This is a genomic window from Chryseobacterium sp. 2VB (assembly GCF_005503635.1).
GTDB lineage: Bacteria > Bacteroidota > Bacteroidia > Flavobacteriales > Weeksellaceae > Chryseobacterium > Chryseobacterium cupriresistens.
In genome coordinates, this window is the sequence record NZ_SCNC01000026.1 from 21,836 (window position 1) to 43,167 (window position 21,332).

23 protein-coding genes and 1 riboswitch are annotated in these 21,332 nt (G+C 35.9%); of the genes, 19 read left to right on the plus strand and 4 right to left on the minus strand.

The window, feature by feature from the left end:
• Positions 1 to 40 precede the first annotated feature (40 nt).
• The 10 genes from FFS26_RS18800 (at position 41) to FFS26_RS18845 (ending at position 7,373) form a co-directional block, all read left to right on the plus strand.
• Complete coding sequence (locus tag FFS26_RS18800) at positions 41 to 1,024, plus strand: gliding motility protein GldB (RefSeq protein ID WP_110011364.1); 984 nt, start codon at positions 41 to 43, stop codon at positions 1,022 to 1,024.
• Positions 1,025 to 1,056: 32 nt separating this feature from the next.
• Positions 1,057 to 1,380, plus strand: coding sequence for a gliding motility protein GldC (gene gldC, locus FFS26_RS18805; protein ID WP_002977443.1), 324 nt, complete (start codon positions 1,057 to 1,059; stop codon positions 1,378 to 1,380).
• A 132-nt stretch (positions 1,381 to 1,512) separates the two neighbouring features.
• The gene (locus tag FFS26_RS18810; protein WP_137905788.1) at positions 1,513 to 2,652 is read left to right on the plus strand and encodes a cystathionine gamma-synthase; all 1,140 of its coding nucleotides are present in this window, start codon (positions 1,513 to 1,515) and stop codon (positions 2,650 to 2,652) included.
• 67 nt (positions 2,653 to 2,719) lie between these two features.
• Positions 2,720 to 3,169 carry a GNAT family N-acetyltransferase gene (locus FFS26_RS18815; RefSeq protein ID WP_137905789.1) on the plus strand — a complete coding sequence of 150 codons (450 nt, stop codon included), beginning with the start codon at positions 2,720 to 2,722 and terminating at the stop codon, positions 3,167 to 3,169.
• Between the two features lie 82 nt (positions 3,170 to 3,251).
• Positions 3,252 to 3,764, plus strand: coding sequence for a DinB family protein (locus FFS26_RS18820; RefSeq protein ID WP_137905790.1), 513 nt, complete (start codon positions 3,252 to 3,254; stop codon positions 3,762 to 3,764).
• Positions 3,755 to 4,201 (plus strand): hypothetical protein, encoded by a 447-nt coding sequence (locus FFS26_RS18825; RefSeq protein ID WP_110011360.1) that lies wholly within the window; start codon positions 3,755 to 3,757, stop codon positions 4,199 to 4,201. The genes FFS26_RS18820 and FFS26_RS18825 overlap by 10 nt, the downstream gene beginning before the upstream one ends.
• 6 nt (positions 4,202 to 4,207) lie before the next feature.
• Positions 4,208 to 4,804, plus strand: coding sequence for a hypothetical protein (locus FFS26_RS18830; protein ID WP_110011359.1), 597 nt, complete (start codon positions 4,208 to 4,210; stop codon positions 4,802 to 4,804).
• 112 nt (positions 4,805 to 4,916) lie between these two features.
• Entirely contained in the window at positions 4,917 to 5,465 is a 549-nt protein-coding gene (locus FFS26_RS18835) for an L-threonylcarbamoyladenylate synthase (RefSeq protein WP_110011358.1), read from the plus strand.
• A gap of 107 nt (positions 5,466 to 5,572) precedes the next feature.
• Positions 5,573 to 5,917, plus strand: a complete 345-nt coding sequence (locus FFS26_RS18840) for a nuclear transport factor 2 family protein (RefSeq protein ID WP_110011357.1) — start codon at positions 5,573 to 5,575, stop codon at positions 5,915 to 5,917.
• A gap of 37 nt (positions 5,918 to 5,954) precedes the next feature.
• Entirely contained in the window at positions 5,955 to 7,373 is a 1,419-nt protein-coding gene (locus FFS26_RS18845) for a CCA tRNA nucleotidyltransferase (protein ID WP_137905791.1), read from the plus strand.
• A gap of 153 nt (positions 7,374 to 7,526) precedes the next feature.
• Here the strand turns inward: FFS26_RS18845 and FFS26_RS18850 are convergent, their stop codons facing one another.
• The 3 genes from FFS26_RS18850 to FFS26_RS18860 form a co-directional block, all read right to left on the minus strand.
• Positions 7,527 to 8,585: a YncE family protein gene (locus FFS26_RS18850; RefSeq protein WP_137905792.1), complete on the minus strand. Its 1,059-nt coding sequence runs from the start codon at positions 8,583 to 8,585 to the stop codon at positions 7,527 to 7,529.
• Between the two features lie 21 nt (positions 8,586 to 8,606).
• The gene (locus FFS26_RS18855; RefSeq protein WP_110011354.1) at positions 8,607 to 10,433 is read right to left on the minus strand and encodes a TonB-dependent receptor plug domain-containing protein; all 1,827 of its coding nucleotides are present in this window, start codon (positions 10,431 to 10,433) and stop codon (positions 8,607 to 8,609) included.
• 31 nt (positions 10,434 to 10,464) lie between these two features.
• A riboswitch (cobalamin riboswitch) is annotated at positions 10,465 to 10,643 on the minus strand.
• Positions 10,644 to 10,780: 137 nt separating this feature from the next.
• On the minus strand, positions 10,781 to 12,094 hold the full coding sequence (locus FFS26_RS18860; RefSeq protein ID WP_137905793.1) for a T9SS type A sorting domain-containing protein: 1,314 nt from the start codon (positions 12,092 to 12,094) through the stop codon (positions 10,781 to 10,783).
• 154 nt (positions 12,095 to 12,248) lie between these two features.
• On the opposite strand from FFS26_RS18860, the gene FFS26_RS18865 reads away from it, so the two are divergent.
• Both FFS26_RS18865 and FFS26_RS18870 read left to right on the plus strand, forming a co-directional pair.
• Positions 12,249 to 13,856 (plus strand): helix-turn-helix domain-containing protein, encoded by a 1,608-nt coding sequence (locus FFS26_RS18865; protein ID WP_137905794.1) that lies wholly within the window; start codon positions 12,249 to 12,251, stop codon positions 13,854 to 13,856.
• Entirely contained in the window at positions 13,853 to 14,983 is a 1,131-nt protein-coding gene (locus FFS26_RS18870) for a tetratricopeptide repeat protein (RefSeq protein WP_110011351.1), read from the plus strand. The genes FFS26_RS18865 and FFS26_RS18870 overlap by 4 nt, the downstream gene beginning before the upstream one ends.
• Before the next feature lie 92 nt (positions 14,984 to 15,075).
• Here FFS26_RS18870 and pafA read toward each other — a convergent pair whose 3' ends face one another.
• Entirely contained in the window at positions 15,076 to 16,722 is a 1,647-nt protein-coding gene (pafA, locus tag FFS26_RS18875) for an alkaline phosphatase PafA (protein WP_137905795.1), read from the minus strand.
• A 102-nt stretch (positions 16,723 to 16,824) separates the two neighbouring features.
• Here pafA and FFS26_RS18880 point away from each other — a divergent pair, with 102 nt between their 5' ends.
• The 7 genes from FFS26_RS18880 (at position 16,825) to FFS26_RS18910 (ending at position 21,255) form a co-directional block, all read left to right on the plus strand.
• Positions 16,825 to 17,610 carry a hypothetical protein gene (locus tag FFS26_RS18880; protein ID WP_137905796.1) on the plus strand — a complete coding sequence of 262 codons (786 nt, stop codon included), beginning with the start codon at positions 16,825 to 16,827 and terminating at the stop codon, positions 17,608 to 17,610.
• A gap of 19 nt (positions 17,611 to 17,629) precedes the next feature.
• Positions 17,630 to 18,022 (plus strand): VOC family protein, encoded by a 393-nt coding sequence (locus FFS26_RS18885; protein ID WP_137905797.1) that lies wholly within the window; start codon positions 17,630 to 17,632, stop codon positions 18,020 to 18,022.
• Between the two features lie 9 nt (positions 18,023 to 18,031).
• Positions 18,032 to 18,568: a GNAT family N-acetyltransferase gene (locus tag FFS26_RS18890; protein WP_137905798.1), complete on the plus strand. Its 537-nt coding sequence runs from the start codon at positions 18,032 to 18,034 to the stop codon at positions 18,566 to 18,568.
• 80 nt (positions 18,569 to 18,648) lie between these two features.
• Entirely contained in the window at positions 18,649 to 18,879 is a 231-nt protein-coding gene (locus tag FFS26_RS18895) for a hypothetical protein (RefSeq protein ID WP_110011346.1), read from the plus strand.
• Positions 18,880 to 18,992: 113 nt separating this feature from the next.
• The gene (locus FFS26_RS18900; protein ID WP_110011345.1) at positions 18,993 to 19,544 is read left to right on the plus strand and encodes a putative glycolipid-binding domain-containing protein; all 552 of its coding nucleotides are present in this window, start codon (positions 18,993 to 18,995) and stop codon (positions 19,542 to 19,544) included.
• Between the two features lie 86 nt (positions 19,545 to 19,630).
• The gene (locus tag FFS26_RS18905) at positions 19,631 to 20,548 is read left to right on the plus strand and encodes an alpha/beta fold hydrolase (protein WP_137905799.1); all 918 of its coding nucleotides are present in this window, start codon (positions 19,631 to 19,633) and stop codon (positions 20,546 to 20,548) included.
• A 155-nt stretch (positions 20,549 to 20,703) separates the two neighbouring features.
• Positions 20,704 to 21,255 carry an REP-associated tyrosine transposase gene (locus tag FFS26_RS18910; protein ID WP_137905800.1) on the plus strand — a complete coding sequence of 184 codons (552 nt, stop codon included), beginning with the start codon at positions 20,704 to 20,706 and terminating at the stop codon, positions 21,253 to 21,255.
• The last annotated feature ends 77 nt before the right edge of the window (positions 21,256 to 21,332 follow it).

The window sequence follows — 21,332 nt, forward strand, 5'->3', positions numbered from 1 at the left end:
TAATCCTTATTTTTGTAAACTTAAATTCCATGTAAAAATAATGAAGATTTTTAGATATATTGCGCTTTCTTCCGTTTTAGCTGCAGGGCTTGTTTCCTGCAAAAAAGAACCTGAAAATCAATGGAAGATCGAAGTCAAACAAACTGCCGAAAAAGTTGACATTACAGATATTTCCAAAGAATTCTACAATCAGAACATTCCATTGGATCAGTTTAAAGCTCAATTTCCATGGTTCCAGGGAAGTGTTTCTGATGCTGATTTCGAAAAAAGAAGAGCAGATGCTGAAGAGATAAAAATCTACAAGGAAGCTATCGGGAAAATAGATCAGGCAAAGCTGCAAAATGAGCTTCAAAGCTTATTTTCTCATATCAAATATTACTTTCCCCAATTTAAAAATCCAAAAGTATATCTGTTCTCATCTGCTCTACAGATGGTACAGGATCCTATATTTTATGATGAAAAAGGCAATCTGTTATTCATAGATGTAACCGGTTTTATGGGTGATGGAAATCCTAATTACAAAGGACTGGAACTATATTTCCAAAAATCTATGAATCCACAGAATATTGTTCCTAAAGTATCACAGTTGTTTGCAGAAAATATTGTAACGGAATCTCCTGATCATCAGAAATTCATTGATCAGATGATTCTGAACGGAAAAGTAATGATCCTTCAGGATGCTTTTCTTCCGGATACTCCCGATTATCTGAAAATGAATTATACTCAAAAGCAGTATGAATGGGCAACCAGTAATGAGGCGAATATCTGGAATTATTTTGTAGAAAGTAATCTGATCTTCGGAGATGATCCGAGACTGGGAGAACGTTTTATTTCACCAGGCCCATTTTCGAAGTTTTATACAGAAATTGACAATGAATCTTCACCACAAATCGGGATTTTTACAGGCTGGCAGATCTGTAAAACATACTTTAAGGAAAAGCCTGAAACAAAGTTAACAGAGTTCCTGAAAATGGATGCTACCACAATTTTTAATCAATCCGGTTATAAACCGAAACTTAAATAACAGAAATTTTAGAATTTAGAAAAAATAGAAAAATGAGAAAGACTCAGATTACGATAGATGTAGAGCTTGATGAAAATCACGTACCGGAAAATATTACATGGAACGCTCAGGATGGCGGTATTGAAAAACAAGATACCAAAGCAACCATGATTTCCGTATGGGATGATAAAACAAGAGAAGCGTTAAGAATTGATCTTTGGACCAAAGAAATGCCTGTAGACCAGATGAAGATGTTTATCCACCAGATTTTAATATCTTTAGGAAATACGTATCAGAGAGCAACAGGAGAAGAAGATGTTGCACAGTGGATGGAAGAAATTGCAGAAGAATTTGCGGTAAAATCCGCTATTAAGTAAAAAAATATAATTGCAGTAAGCTGCAGGCAGTAAGCGGTAAGCTTTTTGTATTCAGCTAGAGCAAATTTTAATAAAACAATCCGCTTAAGCAATATACTTTATTGTTTAATGCTAAGCCTAAAGCAAAAAATTATGAATTTTAATACAAAAGTAATTCACGGAGGGCAGCACCACGAGTCTGCAACAGGTTCTGTAAATGTACCTGTATTTTTAACCTCTACGTTTGCACAGAAGAGTCCGGGAGTACATTCCGGATACGAATATTCAAGAGCTGCCAATCCTACAAGACAGGCATTGGAAGATTCTTTGGCAAGTATTGAAAACGGAGCGAGAGGTCTGGCTTTCGGTTCCGGTCTTGCAGCCATCGACTGTGTTTTGAAATTATTAAACCCAGGTGATGAAGTGATTGCTGTAGATGACCTTTACGGAGGAACTTACAGAATGTTCACGAGACTTTTCGAAAAATATCAGCTGAAATTCACATTCGTAAATTTTGACGATGTTTCTAAAATTGCTGATGTCATTACAGATAAAACAAAACTGATCTGGGTAGAAACTCCTACGAACCCTTTGATGAAATTAGTAGATATCAAAGCAGTAGTAGAAGTTGCAAAAGGGAAAGATATTCTGGTAGCAGTAGACAATACTTTTGCTACGCCTTATATCCAGAGACCTATTGATTTGGGAGCTGACATTGTAATGCACTCCGCAACGAAATATTTAGGAGGCCATTCTGATGTGATTGCAGGAGCTCTTATTGCTAAAGATGCCGAACTGGGAGAAAAACTTCACTTTATTCAGTTTGCAAGCGGTGGTATTTTAGGTCCTCACGATTCTTATCTTGTATTGAGAGGAATTAAAACACTGGCCTTAAGAATGCAGAGACATTCGGACAATGGTCTTGCTGTAGCGAAGTACCTTGAGACACATCCAGCTGTGGATAAGGTAATTTATCCGGGATTGGAATCTCATCCACAGTATGAACTGGCAAAATCCCAGATGAAGGAATCAGGGGGAATGGTTTCATTCACTTTTAAATCCGGTAAGAAAGAAGATGCTGTCAAATTCTTGGAAAAAGTAAGAGTATTTACCCTTGCGGAATCTTTAGGAGGTGTAGAATCTTTGGCTAACCACCCTGCGTTGATGACTCACGCTTCAATCCCGGCAGAAAAACGTGCTGAACTGGGAATCACGGACGACCTTGTACGTTTAAGCGTAGGCATTGAAGATGCAGAGGATCTTATTGCAGATCTTGAGAAAGCTTTTTCTTAACATACAATACATTAAATGAGAAGGGTTTTGATAATCCTTCTCATTTATTATAACACCAACTGATATTATGAAAAACTCAAGGAAAGCAACTATTTCCGACTTACCACAACTCGCAGAATTATTTGATCAGTACAGGATATTTTATCACAAAGAATCAGATATTCCTGCTGCTACAACCTTTCTTCAGGACAGACTTGAAAACAAAGATTCCGAAATTTTTGTTACGGAAGAAAATGGTAACCTGACAGGTTTTGTACAGCTATATCCTATATTTTCATCTACAAGAATGCAGCGTTACTGGCTGCTGAACGACCTGTATGTAAATGAAAGTCACAGAGGAAAAGGATATTCTAAAAAACTGATTGAAGAATCTAAGCAACTCTGCCGTTCCTCAAAAGCATGTGGAATTCTTTTAGAAACAGGAAAAAGCAATGATATTGGAAACCAATTGTATCCAGCCAGCGGTTTTGAGCTTTATGACTCTGTAAATTTCTACGAGTGGACGAATCATGATTAATGAGTAATTGATGCGTTACACTCACCATCCCGAATCTCAAGACCCCGAATCCCGAAAACCCGTAACCCAAACAAAAAATAATATGACCGACTTTCAAAAATACATCCAAAGATATTTAGATCAGATTCCATCAGGAAACTGGATCAATGAACTGCAGATATCAGCAGACAAAACCATCGGAATTTATTCCAACCTTACCGAAGAACAATCCAATTTTGCTTATGCAGAAGGAAAATGGACTTTAAAAGAACTTCTACTCCATTTATCTGATACAGAAAGAGTCTTCCAATACAGAATATTAGCTTTTGCGAGAGGAGAAAAAAACAATCTTCCCGGATTTGATGAAGATGAATATGCAGAAAATTCTTTTGCAGGTAAAAGAACCCTTGAATCACTTTTGGAAGAATACAAACTGGTGAGAAAATCTTCACAGATTTTATTAGAAACTCTTCAACCTTCTGCTCTACAAAACACAGGGACAGCCAATGGCCATGAAATATCTGTAGAAACCATAGGAAAACTAATTGTAGGGCACAATTATCACCACCTGAATATTATTGAGGAAAGGTATTTATCGAAATTGGGATGGATGTAAGAAAACGAATTCCCCTTGCCAGCCTGTTAATTTTCATAATTTCTTTTTGTTTTACAGCTTTTAAAGTTGAAGATATGGGAGAGATTAAAGATTATAAATCATTTGAAACTTTTCTTATAGGTTCGATTAGCTTTTTAGGCGGGGGCTTATTTGAATTTCTGGTATGGACAGCTAATATTTGGTTCTTTATTGCAGTGGTATTCTGTTATAAAAAATATTTTTTAATTTCTATGATATTGGCTGCAATAGCTTTTTTAATTGCAGGAACATTTTTTTTCTGGAAGGAAATTCTGGCTGCAGAAAATGGAAGAATGGGAAGAATATACAGCTTGGAAACAGGTTATTTTTTGTGGATAGCTTCTATTGCATTTTTAATAGCTGGCTCATTATATTTATCCATAAAATCTAAATTTATCAATCATAAATTCTCATCCTGATGTGCAATGAGATCTATAAAAAATTTAAGAATCACAGAAAGTATTCAAACTGAAAAATTAGTTTTTGAAGAAAGTTCATACGATAAGTTTGATACGATCTCGATCTATTTTGGATTTTCTGCATTGGCAGGAGCTTCTCTGCTGTTATTAAAAGAAGTAGATTTTTCTTTTAATAACAGCTTCGAGTGTGCAATTCTTATAAGTTTATTCATCTGTAGCGTATATGTGCTGTATTGTAAATACACCGAAAAACATTTGAAAGAAATTAAGTTTGAAATTCCTAAAGAAGAAGCTAAAAGCAGAATCATTGAGTATGGAAAAAAACATCATCATAGAATTTCAAAGATTTCTGGGAATCTGATTTTCCTTAATGAACCGACAGATCTCTACAGTTTGGGTAAAGATTATGAACAGACAACCATTGTATTTTTTAAAAACAATGCGATTCTTTATACTTTAATTAAAGAAGGTTCAAGATCAAATTTCCCTGTCTTGATTTCACAACATCTTACCAAAAAAGATTTCAAAAAAATACTACATCCAGATTATATTGAGCCTATTAAGCGTACAACTTATTTTAATTCATTTTTTCATGGATTATAATCTTTGCATCTTGTCATAATAATCAAGCTGAAAAATCATATTTAAACCCCATTTTTTTGCCTGAAATTCTTATATTTTCTACCTTTATCCATTCTTTGAATTCACTACAATTATGGAACATATTATCGAAATATTAAAATCCGGCGGAACAATTCTTTACCCTACTGATACTATCTGGGGAATTGGTTGTGATGCCACCAATATAGAAGCGGTCAATAAGATTTTTGACATTAAAAAGCGCGAAAAAAACAAATCCATGATCATCCTTGTAGAGTCAGAAAAAAGACTTCAGGACCTTGTCGACGTTCCTGAGATGGCATGGGAAATTATTGATCTTAGTGAGAAACCGGTAACCATTGTTTATGAAAACCCAAGAGGTTTACCTAAAGAACTTCTTGCAGAGGATGGAAGTATCGGAATTCGTCTTGTAAAAAATGATTTCTGTAAAAAACTGATTACAAAACTGAACAGACCATTGGTATCTACCTCTGCCAATTTCAGCGGTGAAAAAAGTCCATTGAAATTCTCTGATATTTCTGAGGAAATAATCAGCCTTGTAGATTATGCAGTGGAAGAAGACAGAGAAAAAGTTTCAAAATACTCAGGTTCTTCGGTGATCAAAATATGGAATGACAACAGAATAAAAGTTCTTCGGGAATAAGAATTCTGAACTTTTATGTTTACTTTTTAGAGTCTTGCCAGTTCATATCGGCAGGATTTCTTTTTTTTAATTCTATCTTTGCAAACTCAACTCATAAACTATTTGCTATGAATCATCACGAATTTGCCCAAATGTGGATCAATGCGTGGAATTCTCATGATCTGGAGGATGTACTTTCCCACTATTCAGATGATATTGAGATTACAACTCCTATGATTGCACTGGCTACAGGCGGTAAAGAAAGTTCTTTAAAAGGAAAAGAAGCTGTTCGTGAATATTGGAGAAAGGCATTGGATAAATTTCCGGACCTCCATTTTGATCTGATCCATTCCACAGCAGGAGTAGATTCGGTAGCATTATTTTATAAGTCGATTATGGATAAACATGCCGTTGAAGTCATGTTTTTTAATGAAGAGGGAAAAATTAGTAGAATGTATGCTCATTATGATTAATGGGTAACATACGTAGAAATTGTCACTATTATCAACGATGAAAATTAATCTTAATCAAAATAAGAATTTAAAACTATTTAAAATCATTTCTGAAGCAGCAGAAAGGAATAACCAGTCCGTATACATTGTGGGTGGTTATGTGCGAGATCTGCTGATGAACAGAAAAGCATCTACCGATATAGATTTTGTAACGGAACAAAGCGGAATTGAGCTTGCTCAGCATGTAGCGCAGGATATAGATCCGAAATTGAAGGTTTCCGTATTCAAAACTTACGGAACGGCTATGATCAAGTATAAAGAACTTGAACTTGAGTTTGTGGGAGCAAGAAAGGAAAGCTACACAGAAAACAGCCGGAAGCCGGAAGTGGAAGGCGGAAGTCTTGAAGATGACCAGAAAAGAAGAGATTTCACCATCAATGCGATGGCTATTTCTTTAAATAAAAATAATTTCGGAGAATTGATTGATCCTTTCAATGGGATTGATGATCTTGAAAAAGAAATTTTAAGAACTCCTCTGGAACCGGCACAAACCTATTCTGATGATCCGTTAAGGATGATGAGAGCAGTGCGTTTTGCTTCCACTTTAAATTTTAAAATTGAGGAAAATTCTCTGAAAGCGATCCAACAGGAAGCAGAAAGAATCAGGATTGTTTCCATGGAAAGAATCATGGTAGAGTTTAACAAAATCATGATGTCTGAAAAACCGTCTATCGGATTGAGACTGATGGAACAAACCGGTCTTATGAAGCTTGTTATTCCTGAACTGATCGAACTGAAAGGCGTGGAAGAAGTGGAAGGACAAACTCACAAAGATAATTTTTATCATACGCTGGAAGTAGTGGATAATATTTCTGTGAATACCGATAATCTTTGGCTTCGCTGGTCTGCCCTTCTTCATGACATTGGGAAAGCTCCGACGAAAAAGTTTGTAGAAGGAACAGGATGGACTTTTCACGGGCATGAATTTTTAGGTTCAAAAATGGTAAAAACACTTTTCCAGAGATTGAAATTACCTTTGGGAAGTGACATGAAATATGTTCAGAAAATGGTCAAGCTTTCATCAAGGCCAATTGCGCTGATTACGGATGATGCTTCAGATTCTGCATTAAGAAGACTTTTATTTGATGCAGGAGAAGATCTGGAAGACCTTTTCACCCTTTGCAAGGCAGATATTACCACTAAAAATTCTAAAAAACAGGAGAAATTCAAAAGAAACTTTGAATATGTAGCGGTCAAGATCAAGGAAGTGGAAGAAAAAGATCAGGTAAGAAACTTCCAGCCGCCTATCACCGGAGAAGAAATTATGGAAATGTTTAATCTTAAGCCGGGCCGTGAAATTGGTATCCTGAAAGAGAAAGTGAAAGAAGCTATTCTTGAAGGTGAAATTCCCAATGAAAAAGAAGAAGCGACGAAGTTTGTCATTGCTGAAGCTGAGAAACTGGGATTAACCTTATAATTCAATTTAGAAAAATATTAAAAATTCCGGCGGGATGTTCCATCCCGCCGGAATTTTTTTTCTTAAGGAAACAAAGCCGGCCGGTTTCTTCGAAACCGGCCGGAAAAAAACACAAATGATGAAAAAATAAAAAATTATTTTTAGAAGTAATAATTATTGCGGGTTAAGAAAAGTTCCGTTAGCACCAAGACCACCTGTTTTAAGGGAAGTAAGCTTGGTACCCGTAGTTGCTGAATATACAGTCATTTCGCTTTCCTGAGTGAATTGTTTAACATCTGATGCAAAAATTCTACCATCAATAACATTAAATCCATAAAGCGTAAAATAAGGACCACCATCTGCAGCTGTTAATAGCGGGCTTGCAGGAACTGTTGGTGTAGCTAAACTTGTTGTATACACTTTATTGGCAGAACTGAAATAGATTTTATCATTATCAATCTGAAGATTGGTAGCACTTGGAATTCCTGTCAATGTAACTACCGACGTCATAGTCCCTGTGCCGGAGATTTTATAGATATAAGAATCAGTAGCTGTAGAAGAAATTGTATATACATTGGATTTGTATGAAATAGTACTGTTGATCTTACCATTCGGAACAGTAAGTTCAGTTTTACTGTCATTAGAAGTATTGATATAAGTAATCATATTTCCATATCCTGAAGTAGCATTCTGTACAAAAATATTTCCACCTGCTTCTACTGCTTTATCAGCCCCGCCTGTCATCGTGATTTTGCTTACAAATGAATAGTCGGAAGCCTTATATTTCGTTACACTTGTTGCATTCGTAGAGAAGTTTAGGTTAGCAACATAGATAAAGTCATTGGCAAAAGCAATTCCTCTCGGGTTATCAATCTGATTGGTGATTACTCCTAATTTCTTAAATGTATAACGGTCTACAACAACAATTTTGTTTGAGTTATTGATCACAAGATAAGCCTTATTTCCATTAAGACCAATGGTCTGAAGAACGTCACCCAGAATTTCTTTATTGTTATTGTACCCATATACGTCATCCTGTTTCAAGCTTAAATCTCTTGTCAGGAATGTTACTTTAGCACCCTGGCTGTTAAAATTCCCTTCATTAGAGATAAAATATCCGTTCTGGTAAGTGATCGGAGAAATTTCAAACTCGGCAGAGTCACTTGTACATGAAGACATATTAAACAATAGTACAACTGCAAATAAGACAGTTAAAAGTTTAGTTATTTTCATAATTTATTCAATTTTAATTTATTAAAAATTTATTGCTGCATACACACTATAGTTTCTTTTTGGTAAAGGATAGAAAGAAACGGTTTTATAGTAGGTATTGGTTAGATTATTCACTTTAAACCCTAAGGTATATTTTTTTGCTAAGGTGGTAGAAACTCCCATATTTAAAAGAAAATAAGGATCTATAGCTTCTGATCTCTTTTCATCACTTGTGGTGTAGGTAACACCGTTCAGCTGTCCCTGTGCATAAAACCTGAAGAAACCATATTCGTAATCTATACCGGCATTTCCCCTGTGCATGGGAACGTAAGGTCTCTGCATCTTCGTTTCTTTATCGATAGCTTTTGCATAATAATATGCTGCATTGGCTCTGAATTTATGATTTCCCCAGTGCTTGCTGAAAGACAACTGAGATTCCAGCCCGTAAGATTCGGATTTATTGACATTGTATGCCTGCCAGTATCCCATAGCCGTTGGAAGCCATACAATAAGATCTGTGATGTTCATATAGTAGGGAGACAGAGTAAGTTTGAAATCTCCCGCTTTGAACTCATTGGTCATATCCACCTGAGTAGAGGTTTCCGGTCTCAGATCTTTATTTCCTCCCGGTTCATAATAAATATCATTAAATGAAGGATATCTGAAGTTTTTGGATACGTTAATACTCAGATCATACCATTTTGCGGCGTTCCATTTTCCGGAGAATGAATACATAAAAGGAGACTTTACATCTTCTACAAAATCTTTTTTGAATCCTCCTTCAAAACGCAGATCTTTTGTTGCAAAATACCGCAATAATCCTGAAACAGAACCTATATTCCTGCTGACATTGGATATTCCGCTCTCGTACCCTTCTCCTTTATTAATCTGAAATTCTCCGATGATATTAAAATTCCATTTTGAATTCAGGAAATAATTAAAATCATTTTTAAAGATATAATTCTTCCCGGTTCCTCCACTGGATTTAGGCTGGCTTAACGAACCGAAATACTGAAAATTCTCTTCCGTGTAGGCTGCTTTAAGGGAATTGCTGAACTTCGCTTTGTTCCAGTCCCAAGAAAGAAGACTTCTTACACTTTGAGTTGTATATTTTGTTTTTGTTCCCGTTTCCTCATACACAGGATAATGCTGTGAAGAATCAAAAAACTGGCTTTGCCACGAAACCTTATGATCGTTTGTAATTTTATAGGATGCTCCTACATTGAATGTCGTATTGTAATAATTCCCGTTTCTGTTGATGTAATTCAGATCGCTTACCTTATAATCATTTTCACTTACAGAATAATTTCCGGAGGCTTTAAAACTGAACTTATCATTGCTGTAAGACCCTTTCACAAAATTATTATAGGTATTAAAGGAAGCCACTTCAGAAAATAAAGAACCATGGAAACCTTTATTAAAATCAAGGGTATTATTCAGGTGAATACTTCCCCCGATGGCACCGCTTCCGTACACTACACTTCCTCCACCAGCTTTGATACCGATCTGATCATAGCCGAACAAAGCAATATTATTGATATCTCCCTGCCCTAAAAAATTAGAATTGATATTAATTCCGTTCCACACGAATGCAGTCTGCTGGGCGGTAGTTCCTCTAAAAGAAGGTGAAGACACGGCTCCGCGGCCATTTTCTTTAATAAAAACCTGCGACTGAAACCTCAGAAGCTCCGAAAGATTACCGGAGTTTTTTTCAGCATCTTCTGCTGTAATTGTTTTTACGGGATGAAAAAGTTTCACCCTGTTCATCTGGTTGTCGAAGACATAAATAGTGTCAATGGTTTTCTCTTGTCCAAAAAGAAAACACCCATAAGATGAAAAAAGCAGTACTAAAGATCTTTTTATATCCATACTTTTTTACTTTTCCTCCGAAAGCAATATGTTTTTTAATTATAATCCTGGCAGGTCTCCTGACTTTCGCATTCTGCTCCTTCCCGTTTTTACACAGTGGCGTTTTGCAGAAACTTGTGTTGCGATTTACAGTTGCGGGGACAGTCCGGGAGTTACACCCGATTCCCTTTTCATTCCAAAATACTGGAAACCAAAATTTTTGCAAAGATAGTTTTTTATATGTATTTGCCAAAAACCAGACTTTTCTATACAAAACATGCTATCCTTTTGTTATATACACAAAAAAGAACGGCCGCTTTCAATATTGAAAACAGCCATTCATCCCACTACTTTACTATTTATATATGTTACTTTTTAATAAATTTATAAGACTCCTGTTGTACTCCTTTTACGGAATATTGTAAAATATAATCTCCTTTTGACAGAGATGAAACATCAATCTGTCCTTCTACAGTATCCAATGATTTTACCTTTTGTCCAACCATATTATAAATTTCTGCTTTCTCTATTTTTCCTTTTCCTTTAAAATACAGGATGTCAGCCACTGGATTAGGATAGATACCTGTATTGTTTTTCTCTTTCACAGCATCACTCACCGATAAAAATTCAGAAGTATCCAGGTAAAAAGCAATCATCTGCCCTGAAGCATTCGTCCCTGCCCCGGCAATTTTCTTTCCGTCCTGTGAAATCGCAAGAGGAAGTCCCATTGTTACTCCATTAGTGGCAATTCCTAAAGATGCCGCATAATCATTCAGGTTAATTCTCCCGGCGGCAGAGGTCCAGATAAAGCCTTCTCCTGACATGGGAGGAGCCCCAAATGCTCTGTAATACCCGATCACTTTTTTCCCATCAGCAGAAATCCCGGTGGCACCTCCTTTGAAGCTGAAAGAAGCATTAGGATGCGTTATATAAGTAAGTCCGCTCACAGCATTCCATACATAAGGATTAGGGTTTGCCGAACCTATTATTGTATTTCCGTCTGCAGAAATTCCTCCTGCTTCTCCTACATGATTCCCATTATTATCTGTAATAAAACTTTCCACTCCATCCTGCCATTTTGCTCCGCTTCTTGTTCCGGTTGATTCATCCTGCCAGCCTACGATCACTGTTCCTGCTGCATTGATTGCGTTTGCTCTGGAGCTGCGTCCGGGAACTATACTTCCCAGATCTACCATTCCGTTTACTTCATCCCATTTCACAGCATGCGCATTCGCTGCGGTGAGAAAACCAAGACCAACTATAGTATTTCCATCAGTCGACATTCCCCAGGTAGAGCTTACGCTGCCATCCCATCCTGTAGGTACAAGCCCGCCTCTGTTTACCCATGTGGCCGTAGCGACATCATAGGTAGATATTTCATTGAATCCTGTTGCGGCATTGGTAACGGAGGACGATATTTTGGTTCCGTCATTCGAAACAATGGTTCTGCCTGCAGCCGGATATCCATTTGTTATAGAACCTATCTGTACGAGCCCTCCTGCAGCATTCCATTTATATATACTTCCTGCACTGGTGTGCAAGCTTACTACTCCATTATCCGATACTGCGCCTACATTATAATTTCCCAGGCCTATTACAGTAAGCTGCGCTTCTGCAAAACCAAATTTCAGGAAAAGACAAGCTATCAATATTTTCATTGACATTCTGTAAAAATTTTTCATATTTTATTATATTTAGCGTTTCGAATTGGTGAAAACAATATTAATACAACATTCACTCAATTAAAAGAAATTGACTTTCATAATTCGTGAATTTTAAAAGAGTTTAATTTTCAAAACACTAATAATCAAGCAGATATAAAACAATATTTTGAATATGGATTTTACCGAAATTATTCAAAAAAACACAAAAAACAATTTATCAGGACAAAAATTATTTCAAATCTTACTGTTTATTTTCTGCTTCCTTATTACCAAAGGACAGTCTGGCCCCGACTTCAATATGCTAGCAGATAAAGCATTTCTGAAATTGTATCAGAATCCCGACGAATGCATCAGTTATACCCAGGGAATTCTTGTAAGTGATCAAAACAGAGAGCACAAAATTGTACTTCAAAATATTATTTCACAAGCTTTTGCCCTGAAGGGAGACTATGTACAGTCTGTCAATATTTTTGCTCAAAAAGAAGATAGTGATCAGAACAATGACCTTTCATATTGTATGCAGGTCTTCAGTGGTTATAATCTTGCTGATCAGTATCAGAATCTGGGTTTGTACAATCAATCGAAAAGAATTATTTCTCATCTCTTGTATGATCAGAAGCTTCTTAAAAGTAGTAATCCGGCATTAAGAATCACCACTGCAAAATTGTATCAGCTTCAGACATTAAACTCAGGAATCAACAGAAACTATCCTGAAGCCTTACAAAATCTTGATAAAAGCAACCAATACCTTGGGAATCATAATGAAGAGAACAGAATTTTAAAAATAGAAAACAGAATTTTTCGCTCTTCTTATCTGCTGAAGCAGAATAAATCAATAGAGTATAAAACACTTATAGAAAATGTGATTGCTGATCTTGAATCTCAGAAAAACCAGCCGTTTCTTTTAGGTTTGGCTTATGAGAATCTGTCCCAATACTATTTCCTGAAACAGGATTATGTAACCTCTATTCAAAAACTGGAGGCAGGTCTTCGATTGATCGAGAATCTTCCGTTTAATAATTTAAAAATTAAAATTTACGAATCACTGTCCCGTAATTATTACGCGGTACATAATGATGCAAAATATCATCAGTACAATAAACTTTACACTGATTTAAAAACAAAAACAGATTCCGGTTCAAAAGAAGGGATACGATATCTCGTGAAGCTTGTGGAAACCAATCAGAATAAAAATATTGAATTTCAGAAACATCTGCTTATAAGATCTTCCTGGTCTTTGATCCTCGTTTTATCCTTGATAATCTTAGGCTTACTTGCTTACTTTTTAGTCATTAGAAATAAAAATAAAGACTTAAAAAAACAGTTTGATTTCTTTGAAAAACAGACCAGTCAAAGGACCCAATCAACCCTATTAAAAAAAACAAATACAATAAAAGATAGCGGGGTGCCAAAAATATCAAAGGAAAAAGAAGATGAAATTCTCCAAAAGCTAGAAGAATTTGAAAAATCCGAAAGGTTTCTCAATAAAAACATGTCTCTGTCGCTGCTTTCTTCTCAATTGGAAATCAATACAAAGTACCTTTCCGAAATTATTAACAGTAAGGAAAAAAACTTCAATGGATACATTAATAAACTTAGAATCAATCATATTGTACAGCTATTAAGAACTGATTCTACTTTTCTTAATTATAAAGTGAGCTATCTTGCAGAATATTCCGGGTTTTCTTCACACAGTGCTTTTACAACTGTTTTCAAATCTGTTACCGGCATGTCTCCCAACACCTATATTCAGGAAATCAGTAAAACAAAAGTCTTATGAAATCAATTTTAAAAATAGTACTGCTGCTGGCTGTTTTTTGTCATTGTGTGAAAGGCCAAAAGACACCCGATAGTGTCTTAATAAAAAAGGCAAAACTTGAAATATATGACAACCCCGATAACACCATCAAAATCGGAGAACAATTATTAAAAAAATCTCATGATATAAAAACCTCCATTGATCTCTATATGCTGCTTTCAACAGCCAATATTGCTAAAAGAAATTTTGAGGGATCTTTACAATATATTTTAAAAGCAAAAGAACTTCTACAAAAAACCAATGATCCCAGAAGCCAGGCCGGGGTTCTCATTTCAGTCGCTATCCAGTATCAGCAAATGGAACTTTTTAACAAATGTCTTGAAACACTGAATGAGGCTGAACAGTATATTGCAAAAATTCCTGAAAAAAATCCTGAAAAATATAGTGAGACTGCAGCAAGCTATGCGATAAGAGGAATGGTTTACAAAAGCCAGTCTAATTCAGAAATTGCTTTGGAAAAGTTCCTGATTTCCATACAGAATTATGAAAAGGTTCCTGTAAAGAAAACCACTTACTCCAATATGAGTGTGGTATACTACAATATTGGATACTGTTATCTGAACCTTAATGAGATTGACAAAGCACAAGAGTCATTTTTACAGTCTGTCAGCTATGCCCGGAAGAATTATGGTAAAAGTCTGGAAGCATTTGCTTTGAAAGGAATTGCTGAAATACACAAACAAAAGCATGAAAATCAAGCCGCAATAGATCTCTTACTAAAAGCCGGGGAACTTTGTAAAAATACCGGAGATATCATTCTGAATGAAGGGCTTTACAAGGAATTGGCTGAAAATTATCTTGCTTTAGGACAACAGGATCTTTATCAGCAGTATAATAAAAAATACCTGGAAATGCGTTTTCAAAGAAAGCAGAATGAACTGAAGTCTATTAATCAGGTGATCGACAATCATAACAGGGAAACCGTTTTAAAAAGTGAGAAACTAAAATCTGATGATCGTTATATTAAAATAGGTTCTGTTTTCCTGGGAGGTATTCTTATAATTCTACTGTTATATCTTATTATAAAAATCAGAAAGCAAAATAAGAAGTTTCATCATGAGATACAGCAGATGATAAGAAGAACTTAAGCCATGAAAACAAAAAAACATTCCGGGTTGGAATGTTTTTTTTATACTGTAATTGTTTAATTTATCAATAAAATGTTCAGTGAACCATTCATTTATCTACCAATAACTTCAGTAATCGGGTTTCCTACATTTCCACTTGGGAATTGAATTTTCAATAAAGAAGATACTGTAGGTGCAATATCCGTCATGTGATATTCTTTATTGCTTTCTCCCTGCTTCACTCCCCAACCCATAAAGATCAGTGGAATATGAGAATCGTAAGAATTCCAAACACTGTGTGTAGTTCCTGTTTTAGAATATGGCGGAAGCATAGAATCGTGAGAAATTAACTGAATATCTCCGCTTCTCTGTCTGTTGATCCCGTTAATAATTCTTTGTTTGATTGGCTCTGGAATGCTTGACTCCTGAATTTTGTCCACAGAAACAACATATAAAACGGTAGGATCTTTCTCAATTTCCTTTATAGCGAAATTTCTAACATCATCCAATTCAAGCTTGTTGTCTGCCAATACTTTTCTGTCGAAATAAACCTGATAGTTATCAATGGCGTTGACCAGTTTATCGGCTCCGAATTTTTCTTTCAGTTTCTGGTTCAGATTCTTTTCCGCATCTTCTCCAAAGAAGCCTGTAGGGATTTTATGTTCTTTAAGGAATCCTACAGAGTGTGCTCCACCGTGGTCAGCAGAAAGGAAAACCGTGTACTCGCCTTTTCCTACTTTTGAATCAAGATACTTGAAAAACTCAGCTAAATCCTGATCTAATCTGATATATACATCTTCTACTTCAATAGAATTCGGCCCGAATTTATGTCCTGCATAATCCGTAGATGCCAGATTTATGGCTAAAAAGTCTGTAATATTATCTCCACCCAGCTTTTCACCTTCTACAGAAGCTTCTGCCAGTTTTAAAGTCAATGTATTTCCAAAAGGTGTATAACGGATATTGTCTTTTTTAGTCTGATAATCTTTTGCTAAATTACTGTAGGGGAAAGTAGGTGTTTTTGCACTTCCCAACAGACCTTCCCAAGGAGAATTGTCTGGTGCACTTTCAGTATATTCGTTGATTGGAAGTAATGTATTCCAGCCATTGGCTACTAATTTTTCAGGGAGATTCTGAGAGTTGAATGATTTTATCCACTGAGGAAGATCATTCATATACCACGTACTGGTAATGAAATTTCCTGTGCTGTCATCAAACCAGAAAGCTCCGTTTGGAGTGTGTCCTGCAGGAAGAATGGAAGCACGGTCTTTCAAAGAGACACCGACTACTTTTCCCTGGAAATTTGTTGCCAGTCTCAATTCGTCAGTTACTGTGGTAGACCAAAGGTTTTTCGGAGAGTGGCTTCCTGTTTTTGTATTGGTAGTACCTACCGGCTGAACGTTCTCATCTGCAGTACAGTAAACACCTTTACCTGTTTCCTTATCTGTCCAGTCATTTCCGGCAATACCGTGAATAGCAGGTACAGATCCCGTATAGATACATGTGTGTCCCAACGCTGTAACGGTAGGAACATAAGGAATATGTACATTATTCAAAGAATATCCTGTATTTAAAAGTCTTTTGAAACCGTCATTTCCATATTTACCATAAAAACGGTATAAATAGTCCCAACGCATCTGGTCTACTACCAGACCAACGACTAATTTAGGTCTTTCCAGTTGAGTATTTCTGTTCTTCTGTGCATTGATTGTAACTACGGAGAATAAAGTAGCTGCCGCAATTGAAATGTTCCTAAGCATCCAAGTAAATTTTTATTGTTGACAAATTTAAGGGTTTTGAAAGTTTTGGAGTGTGAAATTTTATTTAATTTTGATTATTGTACAATTATCAACCAATCTTCTATGATTTTAGGTGTATACTGGTATTTCAAATTCCCAGACCATTTATATGACTTCCAGTTTTTCAAATTTTATCCTGGACTTGGAGGACATGCCGATACTCCTGCTGAACTGACTGCCAGAGTACAAGTGGAAAATACAGATGACTTTATTCCTAAACTGGAAGCACTAAAATCAGATTTCAAGAAAACATATTTACACCTGAATATCGATGAAAATCAAATCATCATCAATATTGGAGACCATATGCTTTTTGATTTTCATTTTCAGTTTGCTAAAGAGGTTGAAGAGCTATTGATCCGTGAAAATGCAGTATTATTGGATACAAGTCTTCCTTTTGCCATTCAATCCAGCAAAAACTATCCTCCGGAAAAGGAGGAATTCAAAAATATAGAACACCGCTTCATTCAGATGGTGGGTTCTGACTTCAAAAAAAGTAATGCAGAAAATTATGCAGCCAGAATAGATTGTAATCTGCCTTTACAGCATAAAAAAGAATTGATTGATGACCTGACCCGGATTTCCAGAGAAGAAAACCTACATGTATTTTACTATAATGATTTTGATTGTAAAGATCATTGTAATCTGATGCTCTTTTTCACCAATGGCAGACAGAAAAAAGATTCCTTGCAAAAGGTTGACATCAATTCATTTGGACGTAAAGTGAGGCAGCTTAGCCGGAAATACCCTCTTCATTTCGGTCATTTCGGAAGCTTTAAGGAATATCCTTTACAAGGACCCCATTCAGTGTTGATAGTAGATGAAGAATATATTGTAAACAAGAAATAAACCTTTCAGATTCAATCTTATGATCAAATTCAAATATGTTATTCTGTACGTGGAAGATGTAGAACTGTCCATGAATTTTTATAAAAACACCTTTGGTTCCGAAATAAAATTCATCACTCCTGAAAAAGATTATGGCGAACTGCTGACCGGGGAAACAAGTCTTTCATTTGCTTCTGTGAGCCTGGCCAATTCCAATATCAAAAAGGGCTTTTTAACTGCAAAAAAAGAAGACAAACCTTTTGGAATGGAACTGGGATTTACTACGGATGATGTGGAAGCCTTGGTAGAAAAGGCACTAAAAAACGGGTCTGTTCTTTACGAAGATATCGCGGTAAAACCATGGGGACAAAAAACAGCTTATATCAAAGATCCCAGCAATTATCTGGTAGAAATCTGTACTGAAATGCAATAAAATGTAAAGGTGGAAATAAAAAAATTACAGCAGCTGTCCTCCAATCCCAGCTCAGGATGGGGACATAACGGATATACAACAGACATACGATATGTAGTTTCATTTATTGAATTCGAAGGTTCTTTTGAGTTTATTATAAAGGAAAAGTCTTTGCCTTATACCAAAATCTGGGAAACGACTTCCGAAGACCTTGAAGAAATGAATACCATCATTGAACAGGGAAATTCCTTTGGTGCTTTTGTCAATGAAGAGCTGGCAGGCTGGATCATCTGCGAACACAGAACGTGGAACAATAGTTTTTATATAGAAAACATTCTGGTTGACGAAAAACACAGACGGCAGGGAATCGGCATCATGCTGATTAAAAATGCCATTAAAGAGGCCAGGAGATTAAATTGCAGGGTTATTGAACTGGAAACACAAAATACCAATTATCCTGCGATACAATTTTACAGAAGAATGGGATTTAATATTACCGGGCTCAACACAAGGTTGTATGAAAATACAGAGGAAATTGCGCTTTTCATGACTTTGGATATAGAGTAATTTCATCCTATTCATTAAAACACTTGCTGGTGTGTTAAAATTTTTATACATTAGTAATCAACAAATTAAAAATAATTACTATGAAAAACCTTAAAAAACTAAAGAGAAATCAGCTGGTGCTGATCAGTGGTGGTGACACTCCCTATGCTTTATGTGATCTGGATGGCAACTGCCCTCCGACAATAGGTTCCTACTATTGCAGTGATGGTACCTGTTACAGAGTTTCGGGTGGTGGCAGTAATCCCGGATGTAATGAGCCAATGCGCCTGTGCCAGGAATGGGAAACAGGATGTGGATGTGTTTATATGTAAATGCATTTTGTTAGATAAAATTTTGGAAGAGCGGTGTTTACTGCTCTTTTTTTGCAATCAGCCATAGCATTCATTAACTTGCATCTCTTAATAATACATCAAAGAATATCATTATGAAGACATTAATCTGGAAAGGAATCTATTATCAGTCCCTTGAATATTTCAATTTATTATCCGATGATAAAAATTACACTATAGAATCAAAAATCATCGGTTGTATTGAAGATAAAATATACAATGTAGAGTATAAAATCCATTCTGATAAAAACTGGATCGTTCAGGATTTTCTGATCGAATCCGAGGTCAATACAATTAAAAGAACTTCTTTGGGTAAAAGAAATCAAGGTCAATGGGAAATCAATGGTGTTGTAAATCCTGAATTTGATTATTTCAATTTCATAGACATTTCGCTCACTCCGTTCACCAACACTCTACCAATCAACAATTTAAAACTTCCTGAGAGGGATTCTCAAAAAATTGATGTTCTGTACATTGACGTGTTAAAACATGAGATCAGACCTGTTCAACAACAATATACCCGGACAGCTGTTAATAAATACCTGTATGAAAATATCGAAACCGATTTTAAGGCTGAAATTTCGGTGGACGAAAGTGGATTAGTCACCTGCTACCCTGAATTGTTTGAAAAGATTGCAGAACTTTAATACCATAAGAATTAAGAGGTGATAAAGCAAAGGAAGATAATTGGCTATTTTAGTAATAAATAACCCCTTACAATTGTTATAATAGTATGAAAACAATTGCTATCCTACTCTTTTTTCTCACTTTCCTGACTGTCGTTTCCGCTCAGAATAGGCCATCAGCAGGGTTCTTTGAAACCTCAGATCACGTAAAGATCAAATATAAAGTCTCCGGAAAAGGAGAAGCTTGTATTTATATTCCAGGTGGTCCCGGACAGGGATATCCATCTTTTGAGCTGATGGGTGGAAATAATCTGGAAAAAAACTTACGGATGATCTATATGGATCAGCGGGGTTCCGGAAAATCCGGCACATCGGACAACTATCATCTTGATAAAATGATTCAGGATATTGAAGAATTGAGACAGCATCTGAAATTGAAAAAGGTATTCTTGCTGGCTCATTCCTTTGGCGGAATCATAGCAGTCAATTATGCAAAAAAATATCCAGAGTATACCAAAGGACTTATTCTTGCGAACGTTACCCTTCATTTTCTGAATGATGAATCTGTGAAAGAACAGATTGAATACGGAAACAGCCTTTTACAGTTAAAAAACAGAGTGATTCCTAAAGACAGTCTTTCTTCAGAGCTTTCAAAAGTCAGCAGCGCTTTAAGAAAGAAAAGAATCGGATATAAATTCCTGACCGAAGATATTGAAACCATAAAAAAGTCTGATAAAATAGATTCTCTTCATCCCCGCATCATCGACTTTGGAATGGCAGTGATCTCAAAACCCAAAGAATTCCCGGAATATTATGCCGATTATGCACCCATCACCAGAGACATTCGTGTTCCGGTACTTATCATTACCGGAAAAAATGATAAAGCAGTCGGAACTCAGCATTATAAAACCTTCCGGTTTCCCAATCAAAAAGTAGTTCCTATTGTTGGCGGACATCTTTTGTACTACGAAAAAAATAAAGAATTTGTGAAGGCTGTTATTTATTTCGTAAAAACAACGAAGTAATAGCAGCTGTTTATTTTTATAATCAGTTTTTGGCGCGGCCTCCGGCCGCGCCAAAAACTTTCCCTACGCTGGCGCGAGCGTCTCCCCCACAATAATTTATTTTTAAAAATTTAATTTCTAAAAATAATAATGTGAGTTTTTATTACTTTTAGATTATGAGCAGAAAACACAAATTTCATGAAAAAGAAGGAGCATATTTTATAAGCTTTGCTACGGTATTTTGGATTGATATTTTTACAAGAATTGAATATTTCAATATCATTATTGAAGCATTAAATTATTGTAGAAAGAATAAAGGAATGACTATTTTCGCATATTGTATCATGCCCAGTCATATACATTTAATTTTCAGATCAGAAAAAGGTCAACCTTCAGAATTAATAAGAGATTTTAAGGGTTTTACTGCTAAAAAGTTGCTTAAGGCCATAGAAGAAAATAATCAGGAAAGCAGAAAAGAATGGTTATTGTGGATGTTCAAAAAAGCAGGAAGCCAAAATTCTAATATAAAAAAATACCAGTTTTGGCAGCAGAATAATAATCCAATAGAAATATGGACGTTGAAAGTATTTGAGCAAAAACTAAATTACGTTCATCAAAACCCTGTGAAGGCGGGCTTTGTCATGGAGCCTTGGGAATGGAAACACAGTAGTGCCAGGAATTATTGTGATGATTATGATGAGATTCTTGAAATAGATGTTAATTTATGATTGTGGACACGAGCGGGACGCTCGCGCCAGCAAAAGGGAAAACAACGAAGTAATAACAGTTGTTTATTTTATGAAAA

Bases quoted from the DNA above. Each gene is read 5' to 3' on its own strand.
- FFS26_RS18800 (WP_110011364.1), top strand. From the start codon at position 41: ATGAAGATTTTTAGATATATTGCGCTTTCTTCCGTTTTAGCTGCAGGG.
- gldC (WP_002977443.1), top strand. From the start codon at position 1,057: ATGAGAAAGACTCAGATTACGATAGATGTAGAGCTTGATGAAAATCAC.
- FFS26_RS18810 (WP_137905788.1), top strand. From the start codon at position 1,513: ATGAATTTTAATACAAAAGTAATTCACGGAGGGCAGCACCACGAGTCT.
- FFS26_RS18815 (WP_137905789.1), top strand. From the start codon at position 2,720: ATGAAAAACTCAAGGAAAGCAACTATTTCCGACTTACCACAACTCGCA.
- FFS26_RS18820 (WP_137905790.1), top strand. From the start codon at position 3,252: ATGACCGACTTTCAAAAATACATCCAAAGATATTTAGATCAGATTCCA.
- FFS26_RS18825 (WP_110011360.1), top strand. From the start codon at position 3,755: ATGGATGTAAGAAAACGAATTCCCCTTGCCAGCCTGTTAATTTTCATA.
- FFS26_RS18830 (WP_110011359.1), top strand. From the start codon at position 4,208: ATGAGATCTATAAAAAATTTAAGAATCACAGAAAGTATTCAAACTGAA.
- FFS26_RS18835 (WP_110011358.1), top strand. From the start codon at position 4,917: ATGGAACATATTATCGAAATATTAAAATCCGGCGGAACAATTCTTTAC.
- FFS26_RS18840 (WP_110011357.1), top strand. From the start codon at position 5,573: ATGAATCATCACGAATTTGCCCAAATGTGGATCAATGCGTGGAATTCT.
- FFS26_RS18845 (WP_137905791.1), top strand. From the start codon at position 5,955: ATGAAAATTAATCTTAATCAAAATAAGAATTTAAAACTATTTAAAATC.
- FFS26_RS18850 (WP_137905792.1), bottom strand. From the start codon at position 8,585: ATGAAAATAACTAAACTTTTAACTGTCTTATTTGCAGTTGTACTATTG.
- FFS26_RS18855 (WP_110011354.1), bottom strand. From the start codon at position 10,433: ATGGATATAAAAAGATCTTTAGTACTGCTTTTTTCATCTTATGGGTGT.
- FFS26_RS18860 (WP_137905793.1), bottom strand. From the start codon at position 12,094: ATGAAAAATTTTTACAGAATGTCAATGAAAATATTGATAGCTTGTCTT.
- FFS26_RS18865 (WP_137905794.1), top strand. From the start codon at position 12,249: ATGGATTTTACCGAAATTATTCAAAAAAACACAAAAAACAATTTATCA.
- FFS26_RS18870 (WP_110011351.1), top strand. From the start codon at position 13,853: ATGAAATCAATTTTAAAAATAGTACTGCTGCTGGCTGTTTTTTGTCAT.
- pafA (WP_137905795.1), bottom strand. From the start codon at position 16,722: ATGCTTAGGAACATTTCAATTGCGGCAGCTACTTTATTCTCCGTAGTT.
- FFS26_RS18880 (WP_137905796.1), top strand. From the start codon at position 16,825: ATGATTTTAGGTGTATACTGGTATTTCAAATTCCCAGACCATTTATAT.
- FFS26_RS18885 (WP_137905797.1), top strand. From the start codon at position 17,630: ATGATCAAATTCAAATATGTTATTCTGTACGTGGAAGATGTAGAACTG.
- FFS26_RS18895 (WP_110011346.1), top strand. From the start codon at position 18,649: ATGAAAAACCTTAAAAAACTAAAGAGAAATCAGCTGGTGCTGATCAGT.
- FFS26_RS18900 (WP_110011345.1), top strand. From the start codon at position 18,993: ATGAAGACATTAATCTGGAAAGGAATCTATTATCAGTCCCTTGAATAT.
- FFS26_RS18905 (WP_137905799.1), top strand. From the start codon at position 19,631: ATGAAAACAATTGCTATCCTACTCTTTTTTCTCACTTTCCTGACTGTC.
- FFS26_RS18910 (WP_137905800.1), top strand. From the start codon at position 20,704: ATGAGCAGAAAACACAAATTTCATGAAAAAGAAGGAGCATATTTTATA.